Source organism: Pseudomonas sp. MYb13 (assembly GCF_002980075.1).
GTDB classification, from domain to species: Bacteria; Pseudomonadota; Gammaproteobacteria; order Pseudomonadales; family Pseudomonadaceae; genus Aquipseudomonas; species Aquipseudomonas lurida.
On sequence record NZ_PCQI01000006.1, the window covers coordinates 63,623 to 78,856 of the forward strand.

The 15,234-nt window shown below is 61.6% G+C and carries 14 protein-coding genes; 8 read left to right on the plus strand and 6 right to left on the minus strand.

Annotation, left to right across the window (positions count from 1 at the left end; genetic code table 11):
- Position 1 precedes the first annotated feature (1 nt).
- Positions 2-1,333, plus strand: coding sequence for a DUF58 domain-containing protein (locus CQ002_RS13330; RefSeq protein ID WP_105162786.1), 1,332 nt, complete (start codon positions 2-4; stop codon positions 1,331-1,333).
- Positions 1,334-1,410: 77 nt separating this feature from the next.
- Here CQ002_RS13330 and CQ002_RS13335 read toward each other — a convergent pair whose 3' ends face one another.
- The gene (locus CQ002_RS13335; RefSeq protein ID WP_034109171.1) at positions 1,411-1,770 is read right to left on the minus strand and encodes a PilZ domain-containing protein; all 360 of its coding nucleotides are present in this window, start codon (positions 1,768-1,770) and stop codon (positions 1,411-1,413) included.
- 225 nt (positions 1,771-1,995) lie between these two features.
- Positions 1,996-2,370, minus strand: coding sequence for a hypothetical protein (locus CQ002_RS13340; protein WP_034109172.1), 375 nt, complete (start codon positions 2,368-2,370; stop codon positions 1,996-1,998).
- 173 nt (positions 2,371-2,543) lie between these two features.
- On the opposite strand from CQ002_RS13340, the gene pyk reads away from it, so the two are divergent.
- Positions 2,544-3,995, plus strand: coding sequence for a pyruvate kinase (gene pyk, locus CQ002_RS13345; RefSeq protein WP_025854788.1), 1,452 nt, complete (start codon positions 2,544-2,546; stop codon positions 3,993-3,995).
- Positions 3,996-4,097: 102 nt separating this feature from the next.
- On the opposite strand, the gene CQ002_RS13350 is transcribed toward pyk, so the two are convergent.
- Both CQ002_RS13350 and CQ002_RS13355 read right to left on the minus strand, forming a co-directional pair.
- Positions 4,098-4,847, minus strand: a complete 750-nt coding sequence (locus CQ002_RS13350) for an enoyl-CoA hydratase-related protein (protein WP_105162787.1) — start codon at positions 4,845-4,847, stop codon at positions 4,098-4,100.
- Positions 4,848-4,877: 30 nt separating this feature from the next.
- On the minus strand, positions 4,878-5,810 hold the full coding sequence (locus tag CQ002_RS13355) for an iron-sulfur-binding ferredoxin reductase (protein WP_105162788.1): 933 nt from the start codon (positions 5,808-5,810) through the stop codon (positions 4,878-4,880).
- A 229-nt stretch (positions 5,811-6,039) separates the two neighbouring features.
- Between CQ002_RS13355 and CQ002_RS13360 the strand changes: the two genes are divergently transcribed.
- From CQ002_RS13360 to CQ002_RS13385, 5 genes are all read left to right on the plus strand, one after another.
- A complete protein-coding gene (locus CQ002_RS13360) occupies positions 6,040-7,563 on the plus strand; it encodes a fumarate hydratase (protein ID WP_010208051.1) in 1,524 nt (507 codons plus the stop codon).
- Between the two features lie 159 nt (positions 7,564-7,722).
- Positions 7,723-9,489, plus strand: a complete 1,767-nt coding sequence (locus CQ002_RS13365; protein WP_034109175.1) for an ATP-binding protein — start codon at positions 7,723-7,725, stop codon at positions 9,487-9,489.
- Positions 9,483-10,808, plus strand: coding sequence for a sigma-54 dependent transcriptional regulator (locus tag CQ002_RS13370; RefSeq protein WP_105162789.1), 1,326 nt, complete (start codon positions 9,483-9,485; stop codon positions 10,806-10,808). Before CQ002_RS13365 ends, CQ002_RS13370 begins: the two co-directional genes overlap by 7 nt.
- A gap of 272 nt (positions 10,809-11,080) precedes the next feature.
- On the plus strand, positions 11,081-12,400 hold the full coding sequence (locus CQ002_RS13375) for an MFS transporter (RefSeq protein ID WP_034109177.1): 1,320 nt from the start codon (positions 11,081-11,083) through the stop codon (positions 12,398-12,400).
- 152 nt (positions 12,401-12,552) lie between these two features.
- Entirely contained in the window at positions 12,553-13,185 is a 633-nt protein-coding gene (locus CQ002_RS13385; protein ID WP_034109178.1) for a flavin reductase family protein, read from the plus strand.
- Positions 13,186-13,310: 125 nt separating this feature from the next.
- Here the strand turns inward: CQ002_RS13385 and CQ002_RS13390 are convergent, their stop codons facing one another.
- Together CQ002_RS13390 and CQ002_RS13395 are read right to left on the minus strand one after the other, a co-directional pair.
- Positions 13,311-13,556 carry a hypothetical protein gene (locus tag CQ002_RS13390; RefSeq protein ID WP_034109179.1) on the minus strand — a complete coding sequence of 82 codons (246 nt, stop codon included), beginning with the start codon at positions 13,554-13,556 and terminating at the stop codon, positions 13,311-13,313.
- Positions 13,557-13,601: 45 nt separating this feature from the next.
- On the minus strand, positions 13,602-13,943 hold the full coding sequence (locus tag CQ002_RS13395) for an antibiotic biosynthesis monooxygenase family protein (RefSeq protein WP_010208042.1): 342 nt from the start codon (positions 13,941-13,943) through the stop codon (positions 13,602-13,604).
- Positions 13,944-14,271: 328 nt separating this feature from the next.
- On the opposite strand from CQ002_RS13395, the gene CQ002_RS13400 reads away from it, so the two are divergent.
- On the plus strand, positions 14,272-15,201 hold the full coding sequence (locus CQ002_RS13400) for an AraC family transcriptional regulator (protein WP_034109180.1): 930 nt from the start codon (positions 14,272-14,274) through the stop codon (positions 15,199-15,201).
- Positions 15,202-15,234: the final 33 nt, after the last annotated feature.

The window sequence follows — 15,234 nt, forward strand, 5'->3', positions numbered from 1 at the left end:
CATGAAACCGACTCGTCTGCTGTTGCACTGGCTCGGCGCATTGCTGGGCCTGGACATTCTGTTGGGCACTGCGGCAGCGCTGCAGGTCAAGGTGCCCGACACCTTGCACTCAGTGGTGTGGGGGTTGCTCCTGGCGCTGTTGCTGCTGGCCATGCTGGATGCGGTGCGCCTGCGTCGCCGTCCCTCCCCCAGAGCGCAGCGGCAGATGCCCGGAAGCCTGGCGCTTGGACGCTGGGGCGAGGTACGCCTGGTCCTGGAGCATGACTTCCCACAGCCACTGACAGTGCAGGTCTTCGATCATGTCCCCGACGGGTTGACCGTAGAGAACTTGCCCCAATCCATCGACCTGCGCCCCGGTGAGCGCAGCGAGCTGGGTTATCGTCTTCGCCCACTACGGCGCGGGCACTTCACGTTCAGCCGTTGTGAAATTCACCTGCCCAGCCCAATGGGACTCTGGTCAGCCCGGCGCTTTATCGAGGTGAGCGATGCCATCCGCGTCTACCCGGATTTCGCCCGGCTGTACGGTGCACAGCTGCTGGGGGTGGACAATTGGTTGAGCCAACTGGGGGTGCGTCAACGTCAACGGCGCGGACTGGGGCTGGAGTTTCATCAGTTGCGCGAGTTTCGCGACGGCGACAGCCTGCGCCAGATCGACTGGAAGGCCACGGCCCGGCAACGCACGCCCATCGCCCGTGAATATCAGGATGAGCGCGACCAACAAATCGTCTTCATGCTGGATTGCGGCCGACGCATGCGCAGCCAGGATGACGAGCTGTCCCATTTTGACCACGCCCTCAATGCCTGCCTGTTGCTCAGCTATGTAGCCTTGCGTGAAGGCGATGCCGTGGGGCTGTGCACCTTTGCCGGTGACCAGCCGCGCTATCTGGCGCCGGTCAAGGGCAGTAGTCAATTGAACCTGTTGCTCAACGCGGTCTACGACCTGGACACCACCCGTCGGACTGCCGATTACCAGGCTGCGGCAAGCCAACTGCTGGCTCGGCAAAAGCGGCGTGCATTGGTGGTTGTGGTGACTAACCTGCGGGATGAGGACGATGAGGCATTGCTGACGGCCGTCAAGCGTATCAGCCGCCAACACAGGGTGCTGGTGGCCAGCTTGCGCGAAGAAGTTCTCGATCAATTGCGCCAGGCTCCCGTGCAAACCTTACCCGAAGCCTTGGCCTACAGCGGTACCGTCGGCTACCTCAATACCCGCGATGAACTTCACGAACGGCTCAGCGCCCAAGGCCTGTCTGTATTGGACACCTTGCCATCTGAACTGGGTCCGGCCCTGGTGACACGCTACCTGGGCTGGAAGAAAGCCGGCGCGTTCTGAGGAAAGCGCCATCAAAAACAGCGCACGACCACGGTGAGGCCAACCGGCCCCCAAACCGGGTCGACAGCGCGCCGTGCCTAGGCTGAAGCCTGCAAGGGATCAAAACTGAAGTAGTGAAACAACACGCTAATCAACTGCCCATATTCCTCAGGCGCATGGAGCACCCTGAACCCGGAATCGTAGTGCTGAGGGTTGATGTCCTCATGACTCCACAGGCAAGTCGCCGTTATATCAATCGGATGGAAGGCGCCTTCAGGACCGGGAATCTTCAAGCGCAGCTCGAAGTCCACGTCGACCATCATCGGCAGTTGGCTGATTAGCATCAGCCCGTCTTCCGAGACATTGCCCAAAAACCCAATGGGCTTGTCTGTGAGGCGGTTGAATACTTGCAGAAAACAAGGTAGTTGATGCCGCTCGATCCGTCGGTCGGTAAACATGGTGAGATCGCCATCCAGTGGCCATGACTGCGGCCGTGCCAGTGATTCGGAACGGGCCAAAACCGCCCGCTCTCCCTGGATCTCGGTGCGACAACAAGCAATAGATGCCGCCAGACAGCCGCCGAGTCCGGGCCCCACATCCGCTTGCATAGAAACTTGTACAAACGGACGTTTAAAGGATAGCCCAAGACTGGCGACGGGCCAGTAATGACATGACGAATATCATCACAAGGACGCAGGACGGGGTTGAGCGGCTCTCGCACCGGGGAAATACCCCAGTTGCTGCAGGGTGTCGAGCCTCGCGCGAGCACGGTAGGCGTACTCACTGGACGGGTATTGATTGATGATGAATTGATAGGTCTGCGCCGCGTCGACGAACAGCTTCTGCCGCTCCAGGCATTGCCCGCGCAACATCGACACTTCTGGCTGCACATAGCGTCGGGTACGACTTTCACGGTCGACCTGGGACAATTCCAGGGTGACGCGCTCACAGTCACCGACCTTATAGGCCCGGTAGGCATTGTTCAAATGGTGGTCCATCGACCAACGGGTGCAGCCGACAACACTGACGGCCAGGGCAGCAATGAGCAAAATTCGCATGACGGTTCTCCTGTCTTGTGCAGTGTATCGACCCCTCGTCGAAAATCTTCAAGGATGTTCGTATTCAGCCGCAGCGAAAACAAGTCAATCATCGATAAGTAGTGCAAACGAACAATGACTACAACGAAAGAGCATAGTAGCCTTCCTCAGCGCTTGAACTCAGGAGTCTGTGCATGTCCGTCCGTCGTACCAAAATCGTCGCCACCCTTGGCCCGGCCAGCAACTCGCCGGAAGTCCTCGAACAGCTGATTCTGGCTGGTTTGGACGTTGCCCGTCTGAACTTCTCCCACGGCACCCCGGACGAGCACAAGGCTCGCGCCAAGCTGGTGCGTGACCTGGCCGCCAAGCACGGCCGCTTCGTCGCACTGCTGGGTGACCTGCAAGGCCCGAAGATCCGTATCGCCAAATTCGCCAACAAGCGGATCGAGCTGAAGATCGGTGACACCTTCACCTTCTCCACCAGCCACCCGCTGACCGAGGGCAACCAGCAAGTCGTGGGTATCGATTACCCGGACCTGGTCAAGGACTGCGGCGTCGGTGACGAGCTGCTGCTGGACGATGGCCGCGTGGTCATGCGCGTCGACACCGCCACCGGCACCGAGCTGATCTGCACCGTGACCATCGGCGGCCCGCTGTCCGATCACAAAGGCATCAACCGCCGTGGTGGTGGCCTGACGGCACCGGCCCTGACGGAAAAAGACAAGGCCGACATCAAGCTCGCCGCCGAAATGGAAGTGGACTACCTCGCCGTCTCCTTCCCGCGCGACGCCGCCGACATGGAATACGCCCGTAAACTGCGCGACGAAGCTGGCGGTACCGCCTGGCTGGTCGCGAAGATCGAACGCGCCGAAGCCGTGGCCGACGACGAGACCCTCGACGGCCTGATCAAGGCGTCCGACGCGGTGATGGTTGCCCGTGGCGACCTCGGCGTAGAAATCGGTGACGCCGAGCTGATCGGTATCCAGAAGAAGATCATCCTGCACGCACGCCGCCATAACAAAGCGGTGATCGTGGCGACCCAGATGATGGAGTCGATGATCCAGAACCCGATGCCGACCCGTGCCGAAGTGTCCGACGTGGCCAACGCCGTGCTCGACTACACCGACGCCGTGATGCTCTCGGCTGAAAGCGCCGCCGGCCCTTACCCGCTGGAAGCCGTGCAGGCCATGGCGCGTATCTGCGTCGGCGCTGAAAAGCACCCGACCAGCAAGACCTCCAGCCACCGTATCGGCAAAGTGTTCGAAAGCTGCGACCAGAGCATCGCCCTGGCGGCCATGTACACCGCCAACCACTTCCCGGGCGTGAAGGCGATCATCGCCTTGACCGAAAGTGGCTACACGCCGTTGATCATGTCGCGCATCCGTTCCTCGGTGCCGATCTACGCCTTCACCCCGCACCGCGAAGCCCAGGCCCGCGCGGCACTGTTTCGTGGTGTGTACACCATTCCGTTCGATCCGGCTTCGCTGGCACCGAATGAAGTCAGCCAGAAGGCTATCGACGAGCTGGTCAAACGCGGCGTCGTAGAGCAAGGCGACTGGGTCATCCTGACCAAGGGCGACAGCTACCACACCACCGGTGGCACCAATGGCATGAAGATCCTGCATGTGGGCGACCCGCAGTACTGAGTAACACGCCAAAAAACAAAAGCCCCGCCATGTGAATGGCGGGGCTTTTTGCATTTCGGATCAGACTGACCTGCTGGCAATCAGGCCCTCATCAACCTGCCTTCAACGCCTGCTGATAAACCCCGATAATGCAGCAATCGCCTCAGGCGACTTCAGCCGCTGGGTAAACAATGCACCCTCCTCCTCGATCACCTGCCGCAGCTGCTCACGATCAACACTTTTCATCAATTGCTTGGTCACCTGCACCGCGCCCGGCGCGAGGGTTTCAAAACGTTCGGCCACCTCCCGCGCCTTGGCCAGCGCCGCTTCACCACTGCCCAACGCCTCGGTGGCGATGCCCCAGGCAGCCGCCTGCTCACCGGTAAATCCTTCACCCAACAGCAACAATTCGGCCGCTTTCGCGTGCCCCAACAACCTGGGCAGGATCAGGCTCGAACCAAACTCCGGACACAGCCCCAGGTTGACGAACGGCATGCGCAACCGCGCATCGCGGCTGATGTACACAAGGTCACAATGCAGCAACAGGGTTGTACCGATCCCCACGGCTGCGCCCGCCACCGCGGCAATTACCGGTTTGCGGCAGTTGAGCAGGCTCTTCATGAAATAAAACGGGGGGCTGTCGAGATCGCTGGGCGGCTGCTCCAGGAAGTCGACAATGTCATTGCCGGCGGTGAAACAGTCACTGCTGCCCTGGATCAGCACGCAGCGGACTTCCCCATCCGCATCGGCCTGCTCCAGCGCCTCGGCCAGTTGCGTGTACATGGCACGGGTGAGCGCGTTCTTCTTGTCAGGGCGATTGAGCTGCAGGATCAGCAACCCGCGTTCGCGCAGCGGTTGGATGGCGTCGGTCATGGCGAATCTCGCGGCTGTGGAGTTCAGCGCTCAACCACGCGGCAGAAACACATCCGCCAGCAGTTGATTACGCGGCAGCCCCGCCAGGAACAAGCGCTTGGAAAATGCCTCGACGCTGGCAGGGTGCCCGCAGAGTAAAGCCAGAGTTTGCCGCGAAACAAGCCGCAGTTGCGCCAATGCCTGGGCCGACCCGGCCGCGGTCCACAGCTCCACCGCCAGGTTGGAATGCTGGGCAGCCAGAGCAGCCAAGGGTTCGGCCAGGTAGTGGTCCTCGGCATCATGGGCCAGGTGAATCACGCGGATGGCGCCCTGGTGATCCTGTCGCAGGGCCTCACGCAATACACCCCACAGCGGTCCCAATCCGGTGCCGGACGCCAGCAGCCACAGCGGCCGGGCTTGCCAGTCCGGGTCGTATTGCAGCGCGCCACCGCGCAATTCGCCCAGGCGCAGGCGGTCGCCAACCTGCAATTGCCGGGCGAGGTCGCTGAACTCGCCGGGCTGACGGCAATCCAGGTGGAACTCCAGGAAGGGATCGTCCTGGGGCAAGCTCGCCAGGGAATATGGACGTGCCACGTGCCCCGCCCATAACACCAGGTGCTGCCCGGCGCGATAACGCAGGCCTCGCTCCGGTTGCAGGCGCAGGCGCAGCACGGTCGGGTTCAGCCAGTCGACACCCACCACCTGGGCTGGCAAACCGTCCCGCGTGGGGTCAAACGCCTCGACGCGCAGATCGCCACTGACGTGGCACTGGCACGCTAACCGCCAACCCTCCTGGCGTTGCGCGGGGTTCAAGGCTTCGGGTTGCTTGTCATCGACCTCACCCTGGCAACGCACCAGGCACGCATGGCAACTGCCGGCGCGGCAACTGTAGGGCACGGCGACACCCGCCTGGTTCAAGGCATCCAGCAAGTTGCTGCCGGCCGTGACCGACCAATGGCGTTCGCCGACGTACAGTTCAGGCATATAAGGACTCAATCACAAGGGGAGCGCACAGGGAATCATGCCTGCGACAGTTTGACCATAGTCGGGTGTATCGGCCACCGCGCCGGGTTATACTGCCGCGCCTTTTTAGCGTCGCGCCGACAATACTTGCTCTTCTTGGCGACGCGCCTTGGAAAGGTGGGCTCAGCCGACCGATGCACTTCACTGAGCCCACCTTTATTGAATGTTCCCTTATAGAGGAGCGCGACTCATGACCGTGATCAAGCAAGACGACCTGATTCAGAGCGTTGCCGACGCCCTGCAATTCATTTCCTACTACCACCCCGTTGATTTCATCCAGGCCATGCACGAAGCCTACCTGCGCGAAGAGTCGCCAGCGGCCCGTGACTCCATCGCCCAGATCCTGATCAACTCGCGCATGTGCGCCACCGGCCATCGCCCGATCTGCCAGGACACCGGTATCGTCACCGTGTTCGTGCGCGTGGGCATGGACGTCCGTTGGGATGGCGCCACCATGGGCCTGGACGACATGATCAACGAAGGCGTACGTCGCGCCTACAACCTGCCGGAAAACGTCCTGCGTGCCTCCATCCTGGCCGACCCGGCCGGCGCGCGCAAAAACACCAAGGACAACACCCCGGCCGTGATCCACTACTCCATCGTCCCGGGTAACACCGTGGAAGTGGACGTGGCGGCCAAGGGCGGCGGCTCCGAAAACAAGTCGAAAATGGCCATGCTCAACCCGTCCGACTCGATCGTAGACTGGGTGCTCAAGACCGTTCCGACCATGGGCGCCGGCTGGTGCCCACCGGGCATGCTCGGCATCGGCATCGGCGGCACCGCCGAGAAAGCCGCGGTGATGGCCAAGGAAGTGTTGATGGAGTCCATCGACATCCACGAGCTGAAGAAGCGCGGCCCGCAGAACCGTATCGAAGAGATGCGCCTGGAGCTGTTCGAGAAGGTCAACCAACTGGGCATCGGCGCCCAGGGCCTGGGTGGCCTGACCACCGTGCTCGACGTGAAGATCATGGACTACCCGACCCACGCCGCCTCCCTGCCGGTGTGCATGATCCCCAACTGCGCCGCCACCCGTCACGCGCACTTCGTGCTCGACGGCTCGGGCCCGGCGTCACTGGAAGCGCCACCGCTGGACGCCTACCCGGAAATCGTCTGGGAAGCCGGCCCATCGGCCCGCCGCGTCAACCTCGACACCCTGACCCCGGAAGAAGTGCAGAGCTGGAAGCCGGGCGAAACCGTGTTGCTCAACGGCAAGATGCTCACCGGCCGCGACGCCGCGCACAAGCGCATGGTCGAAATGCTGAACAAGGGCGAAACCCTGCCGGTAGACCTCAAGGGTCGCTTCATCTACTACGTCGGCCCGGTTGATCCGGTGCGCGAAGAAGTGGTTGGCCCGGCGGGCCCGACCACCGCGACGCGGATGGACAAGTTTACCCGTCAGATCCTCGAGCAAACCGGCCTGCTGGGCATGATCGGCAAATCCGAGCGCGGCCCAACCGCGATCGAAGCGATCAAGGATCACAAAGCCGTGTACCTGATGGCCGTCGGCGGCGCCGCTTACCTGGTGGCGCAAGCCATCAAGAAGTCGCGGGTTGTCGCCTTCGCCGAACTGGGCATGGAAGCCATCTACGAGTTCGACGTGAAAGACATGCCTGTCACTGTTGCGGTGGACAGCAAGGGCGAATCCGTCCACATCACCGGTCCTGCGATCTGGCAGAAAAAGATCAGTGAAAGCCTGGCGGTAGAAGTGCAGTAAGCACTTCCCTGCAAATACAAAGGCGACTGCGGCCCCAAGGCCCAGTCGCCTTTTTTCTGCGTGCCGATTGCCCGCCCACCACAGGCAGCCCGCTCGCCACCCGATACAGGCCGCTCATGCTATGGTGCTCGCCCACTTACTGTGCCTGCTCATCACCGTATGATCGTGATCCCACGCCCCCTGCGACTGACCTTTTACTCCCTGCTGATCATCGCCGGCGCGGTGCTGGCCGCTGCCCTGGCCACCCGCCACGCCGAACGCCAAGCCCTGGTGGATGATGCCGCCCGTGCCAATCAGCAGCTCGCGTTGTATGCCAACTCCCTGCACACGCTGATTGAGCGCTACCGCGCCCTGCCCGCCGTGCTGGCGCTGGACTCAGAAATGATCAGCGCCTTGAAGGGCCCCTTGGACGCCAGCACCCAGGACCTGCTCAACCGCAAGCTCGAACGCATCAACGGTGCAGCCCAGTCTTCCACCCTGGAATTGATGGACCGCACCGGCCTGGCCGTCGCCGCCAGCAACTGGAACCTGCCGAGCAGTTATGTGGGGCATAACTACGCGTTCCGACCGTACTTCAGCCAGACCCTCAGCCAGGGCACCGGGCGTTTTTATGCGGTGGGGGTGACCACCGGAATTCCGGGGTATTTCCTCTCCAGTGCGGTGGTCGATGAACACGAGCAGTTCCTCGGTGCCATGGTGGTCAAGCTGGAATTCCCGGAGCTTGAGCGCGAGTGGGCCCAGGGCAATGACCTGCTGCTGGTCAGTGATGCGCGTGGCATCGTGTTTATCGCCAACCAGCCGGGCTGGCGCTATCGCAACCTGCGGCCGTTGTCGGCCAGTGACCTCGCCGAATTGAAGGCCACCCGCCAATACGACAAAAAACAACTGCAGCCGCTGGAGACCCAGACGCTGCAGCGCTTTGATGAAAACAGCCATCTGATGCGCGTCAACGGCCCGGAGGGCAGTGCCAACTACATCTGGGAGTCGCTGCCGCTGAAAGCCGAAGGCTGGACCCTGCACCTGCTGCGCAAGCCTCAGTTCGCCTTTGAGGATCAACGTAACGCGGGGCTGGCCGCCGCCGGCTCCTGGCTGGCGCTGGTGTTCCTGGTGCTGTTCCTGACCCAACGCTGGCGCCTGGCCCGCCTGCGCCAGCGCAGTCGCGAAGAGCTTGAGCAACTGGTGGAAGAACGCACCCAGGCATTGCGTACCGCCCAGGATGGCCTGGTGCAATCGGCCAAGTTGGCAGCGCTGGGGCAAATGTCCGCTGCCCTCGCCCACGAAATCAATCAGCCGCTGACCGCCCAGCGCATGCAGTTGGCCACCTTGCGCCTGCTGCTGGATCACGGTCGCATAGACGACGCTTACCAAGCGCTCACTCCATTGGACGATATGCTCACGCGCATGGCCGCACTCACCGGCCACCTCAAGACCTTCGCGCGTAAAAGCCCGAGTGGCCTGCGTGAACGCCTGGACCTGGCCACCGTGGTCGATCAGTCCCTGCACTTGATGGACGCGCGCCTGCGCGATGAAGCCATCGGCGTGGTGCTGGACCTGACCCGCCCCGCCTGGGTCCGCGGTGATGCGATCCGCTTGGAGCAGGTGCTGATCAATCTGCTGCGCAATGCCCTCGACGCCATGGCCGACAAGCCGCGCAAACGCTTGGAAATCCGTCTGCATGCCGATCAACAGCTGTGGCAGCTCACCGTCAGCGACAGCGGCGGCGGGATTGCCGATGAGCATGTGAACAGCGTGTTCGACCCGTTCTTCACCACCAAGCCCGTGGGTGACGGGCTCGGCTTGGGGTTGGCGGTGTCCTACGCTATCGTGCACGAACTGGGCGGACGCCTGATCGCCGGCAACCGTGGCGACGGCGCGGTGTTTACCTTGACCCTGCCTATCGCGCTGGAGACGCCCGACCTATGTTGAACGCAGTGATTGTGGTCGATGACGAAGCCAGCATCCGCACGGCCGTCGAACAATGGTTGAGCCTGTCAGGTTTTGAGGTGCAGTTGTTCAGCCGCGCCGAAGCCTGCCTGGCGCAATTGCCCAGGGATTTTCCCGGGGTGATCCTGAGCGACGTGCGCATGCCGGGGCTCAGCGGCCTGGAACTGTTGGCCGAGGTGCAGCGCCGCGATGCGGACCTACCGGTGATCCTGCTTACCGGCCATGGCGATGTGCCGATGGCCGTCGAAGCCATGCGCGACGGTGCCTACGATTTCCTGGAAAAACCCTTCAGCCCCGACGCCTTGCTCAACAGCCTGCGCCGCGCCCTGGACAAGCGAGGCTTGATCCTCGAAAACCGCCGCCTGCATCAACAAGCCGACCATCGGGCGCAGCTTGAATCAACCTTGCTGGGCGTGTCGCGCGGTTTGCAGACCCTGCGCCGCCAGGTGCTGGACCTGGCGAGCCTGCCGGTCAACGTGCTGATCCGTGGCGAAACCGGCAGCGGCAAGGAACTGGTCGCCCGTTGCCTGCATGACTTTGGCCCACGGGCGAAGAAACCCTTTGTGGCGCTCAATTGCGCCGCCATTCCCGAGCAGTTGTTCGAGGCCGAGCTGTTCGGCCACGAGAGCGGCGCGTTCACCGGCGCCCAGGGCAAGCGCATCGGCAAACTGGAATACGCCCACGGTGGCACGCTGTTCCTCGATGAAATCGAAAGCATGCCATTGGCCCAGCAAGTGAAACTGCTGCGCGTGCTGCAGGAACAGAAACTGGAACGACTGGGCTCCAACCAAAGCATTCACGTGGACCTGCGTATCATCGCCGCCACCAAACCGGACCTGCTGGAAGAGGCCCGCGCCGGGCGCTTTCGCGAAGACCTGGCCTATCGCTTGAATGTCGCACAACTGCGCCTGCCGCCGTTGCGTGAGCGTCGCGAGGATATCCCGCTGCTGTTCGATCACTTCGCACAGGATGCCGCCGACCGCCTGGGCCGCAGTGTCGAGCCCCTGGGCGGCACGCAACTGGGGCGCCTGCTCAGCCATGACTGGCCAGGCAATGTGCGTGAACTGGCCAACGTCGCTGAACGCCAGGTACTCGGCCTTGGCGAGCCGGAACCCGAGGGTATCGAGGCCGGGCAATCCCTGGCCGCGCAGCAGGAGGCCTTCGAAGCCCACTGCCTCAAAGCTGCATTGACCCGGCACAAAGGCGATATCAAGGCGGTACTGGCCGAGTTGCAACTGCCACGGCGCACCTTCAATGAAAAGATGCAGCGCCATGGGTTAGTGCGCGATACCTTCCTCTAACCCCCAGCAGGCCGCCATCGCGGGCAAGTCCGCTCCCACATTTGACTGTGTTTGCACGTTAGTAGGCAGGCGCGGGCCTGCCCGCGATGGGAACGCCAGCCATAAGCGGAATTCCGCTCATCACATGAAATTTATCAGCGAGTTTCCGCTCAAAAAAATCCTGTACCCCTTCTAGACCGGGCCTTCATCCACCTGGCACAGCTCCTGCTATAGCCCCAGCCAGGCAGTGCGCAAGCACGCTCCATAAAAACAACTAGATGAAGGATCCTTCAATGGATAACTCCAACACCTTGCCTCTGGGGTCGGCGGCCGCGCCGACGAAAGAACGCACCACTTCCAGCCGGATCAAATCGATTTTCAGTGGTTCCGTCGGCAACATGGTCGAGTGGTACGACTGGTACGTCTACGCCGCCTTCTCGCTGTACTTCGCGAAAACCTTCTTCCCGAAAGGCGACACCACCGCCCAACTGCTCAACACCGCCGCAATCTTCGCCGTGGGCTTCCTGATGCGCCCGATCGGTGGCTGGCTGATGGGGCTGTATGCCGACAAAGTCGGGCGCAAAAAGGCCCTGATGGCCTCGGTTTACCTGATGTGCTTCGGCTCGTTGCTGATCGCCCTGAGCCCGGGCTATGAAATCATCGGTATCGGCGCGCCGATCCTGCTGGTATTCGCCCGCTTGCTGCAGGGCCTGTCGGTCGGGGGCGAATACGGTACCTCCGCCACTTACCTCAGCGAGATGGCGACCAAGGAACGCCGTGGTTTCTATTCCAGCTTCCAGTACGTGACCCTGATCTCTGGCCAGCTCATCGCCCTGGGCGTACTGATCGTGCTGCAACAATTGCTGACCACCGAGCAGCTGTATGCCTGGGGCTGGCGTATCCCGTTTGCCATCGGCGCCCTGTGTGCAGTGGTCGCGCTGTACCTGCGTCGCGGCATGGAAGAAACCGAGTCGTTCACCAAGAAGGAAAAAGCCAAGGAAAGCGCCATGCGTACCTTGATGCGTCACCCCAAGGAACTGTTGACCGTCGTCGGCCTGACCATGGGCGGCACCCTGGCGTTCTACACCTACACCACCTACATGCAGAAATACCTGGTGAACACCGTCGGCATGAGCATTTCCGACTCCACCACCATCTCGGCAGCGACGCTGTTCCTGTTCATGTGCCTGCAACCGATCGTCGGTGGGCTGTCGGATAAAGTCGGTCGTCGGCCGATCCTGATTGCCTTCGGGATCCTGGGCACCCTGTTCACCGTGCCGATCCTCACCACCTTGCACACCATCCAGAGCTGGTGGGGCGCGTTCTTCCTGATCATGGCTGCGCTGATCATCGTCAGCGGCTACACCTCGATCAACGCCGTGGTGAAAGCCGAACTGTTCCCGACCGAAATCCGCGCCCTGGGCGTAGGCCTGCCGTATGCCCTGACCGTATCGATCTTTGGCGGCACAGCCGAATACATCGCACTGTGGTTCAAGAGCATCGGCATGGAAACCGGCTACTACTGGTACGTGACCGCGTGCATTGCAGTGTCGTTGGTGGTCTACGTGACCATGAAAGACACCCGCAAACACTCACGCATCACCACCGACTAACCGTTGAGCGCAGTTCAAAATGTGGGAGCGGGCTTGCCCGCGAAAGCGGTGTGTCAGTCAACGATTGTAGAGACTGAACCACCGTATTCGCGGGCAAGCCCGCTTCCACATTGGTTATGATGTCTGCTCCGAAACCGAGAGCAGAACAGGCCATGTCCGACGATATCCATTTCTACGAACCCGCCAACGGCCACGGCCTGCCCCACGACCCGTTCAATGCCATCGTTGGTCCACGGCCGATCGGCTGGATTTCGTCACACGACCGTGAAGGTCGCCTGAACCTGGCGCCCTACAGTTTTTTCAATGCGTTCAATTACATTCCGCCGATCATTGGGTTTTCCAGTGTCGGGCGCAAAGACAGCCTGAACAACATCGAACAGACCGGCGAGTTTGTGTGGAACCTGGCGACCCGCCCGCTGGCCGAACAGATGAACCAGAGTTGCGCCGCCGTAGCGCCAGAGGTGAACGAATTCGAGTTGTCCGGCCTGACGCCGGTGGCGTCCAAGATCGTTGGCGTACCACGGGTGGGCGAGAGCCCGGTGTCGTTCGAGTGCAAGGTGACGCAAATCATCCAGTTGCAACGTGCCGACCAGGCGTTGGTGCCGAGCTGGCTGGTGCTGGGCGAGGTGGTCGCGGTGCACATTGCCAAGTGGCTGCTCAAGGACGGGGTCTACGACACCGCCGCCGCCGAGCCGATCTTGCGGGGTGGTGGCCCGGCGGATTACTTCCAGTTGGGGCCGCAAGCGCTGTTCAAGATGTACCGGCCAGGCGCAACACCGCGCTGACTGAAATGCAATAAAACTGTAGGAGCAGGCTTGCTCGCGAAAGCGGTGGATCCGTCACAGCACTCTCGACTGACCCGCCGCATTCGCGCGCCAGCCCGCTCCCACATTTGAATCGGCTGCGTTCTTCAGCTGTCGGCAGTTGCCCAGGTCAGTTGGCCGTCTTCATCCACATCGACCAAGCACTCAAGCTGCACAGTCGCTGCATCATCGGCATCGGAGGCGGTCTTGAACTTCTGTCCATCAAGGATCTTGTGAAACTGCGGTGCGCCCATGCCATCGAGTGCCTTGACGGCGACGGCGGCGCTGTAGCCCCCTTCACCCGGTACAACGGCGGATACGGCTTCGTGGTAGGCGAATTGTTTACGTGCCATGTTGCAGGTCCTGGCCAATGGAAAAGTCGGCCATTCTAAACCTGATCAGCCGGCGAGTTGCAGGTACTCGCCGTAGGCATGTGCGGCGGATGCGTCGGTGAAGGTCTGGAAGTCCATGCTGCGCACGACCATGTCGTTCAACAACTCAGTGAAGATCATCAGTGCCGGAGAATTGAAGTAGGCGCTCATCGCCTGCTCGCTACTCCAGAAGCCGGAGATCAACCAGACATCGGGGTCGACCTGGGAATGCTGCAACGAGAATTGCAGGCAACCCTGAGCCTGACGGCCAGGTTCGATCAAACTGCTCAAGCGTGCACCGAGTTCGGTGCTGCACCCGGTGCGGGCGCGGATAAAGGCCATATGGCTCGCGGGAATGGGGGTGGACATGTTCGACTCTCCCGTTGAGAAGTGATGCTCGGCAAGCACTGTGGGGGTGTGCTGCCACAGGATCAAAGATAACGGCGCGGGTGTGGACGCGGTTAGTCGATTCCTGCCGGCTTATTGCACAATCCTGCGAGAAGCGTAAGCAGGACGTTCGACCTGCCGGTGTATTCCATGCACGAAGCCCTTGTTTCAGGGAGATGACAGCTATCGCGCTTGCCTGATTCACGATGTGTCGCAGGATCAGGCAAGGATTGTGCAGAATCGACGTAACACTGTTTGGAAAGCCGCCGTTAAGCTGGACCCCATCGAAGTAGCCAGTAGAGGACACGCCATGTCGTCGCCCGAACATACCTCCATCCCCCTCGATGCCGAGATGGAAAAACAGCGCGCCGAACTGGCCAGCATCGTGCACCGGCATACCTGGGAGGATGGTTCCTACGGTACGGCCATCACCACGTTGTTTCTGAACCGTCACAACACACCGCGTGATTTCATGCCGGTCCTGGTGGAACCGGCGCTGTGCATTCTTGCCAGCGGCAGCAAGGAAGTGCGCCTGGCCGACGAGATCTTTGCCTACGACCCACTCAATTACCTAGTGTTCTCGGTCGCAATGCCGGTAGCCGGCCGGATCATCGAGGCCACGCCAGAGGACCCGAACCTGTCGGTGCGCATCAATATCGACCCGGCGCAGTTGACGGCCCTGATCGCAGAGGCAGGACCGATGGGCGTGCCATCGCGCCCGACCTCCCGTGGCATGTACGTCGACCGTATCGACAACCAATTGCTCGACGCTGTGTTGCGCCTGGCGCGCCTGCTCGACACGCCCAAAGACATCGCCATGCTCGCGCCACTGATCAACCGCGAGATTCTCTATCGCCTGTTGCGGGGGCCTCAGGGTTATCGCCTGTATGAAATCGCCGTGGCCAACAGCCAGAGCCATCGGGTCAGCCAGGCGATCAAGTGGCTGAACGGCAACTATGAACAACCGCTGCGCATCGATGACCTGGCCCGGGAAGTCAACCTGAGCGTCTCGACCTTGCACCACCGCTTCAAGGCGATCACCGCCATGAGCCCGCTGCAATACCAGAAGCAACTGCGCTTGCAGGAGGCCAGGCGATTGATGATTGCCGAAGGGCTGGAAGCCTCGGCCGCAGGGTATCGCGTGGGGTATGAAAGCCCGTCGCAGTTCAGTCGGGAGTACAGCCGGTTGTTTGGCGCGCCGCCCCTGAGAGACCTGGCCCGGTTACGCCAAACCATCTGACCTGTTGGAGAGCAACCTGTGTGAGCTGGCTTG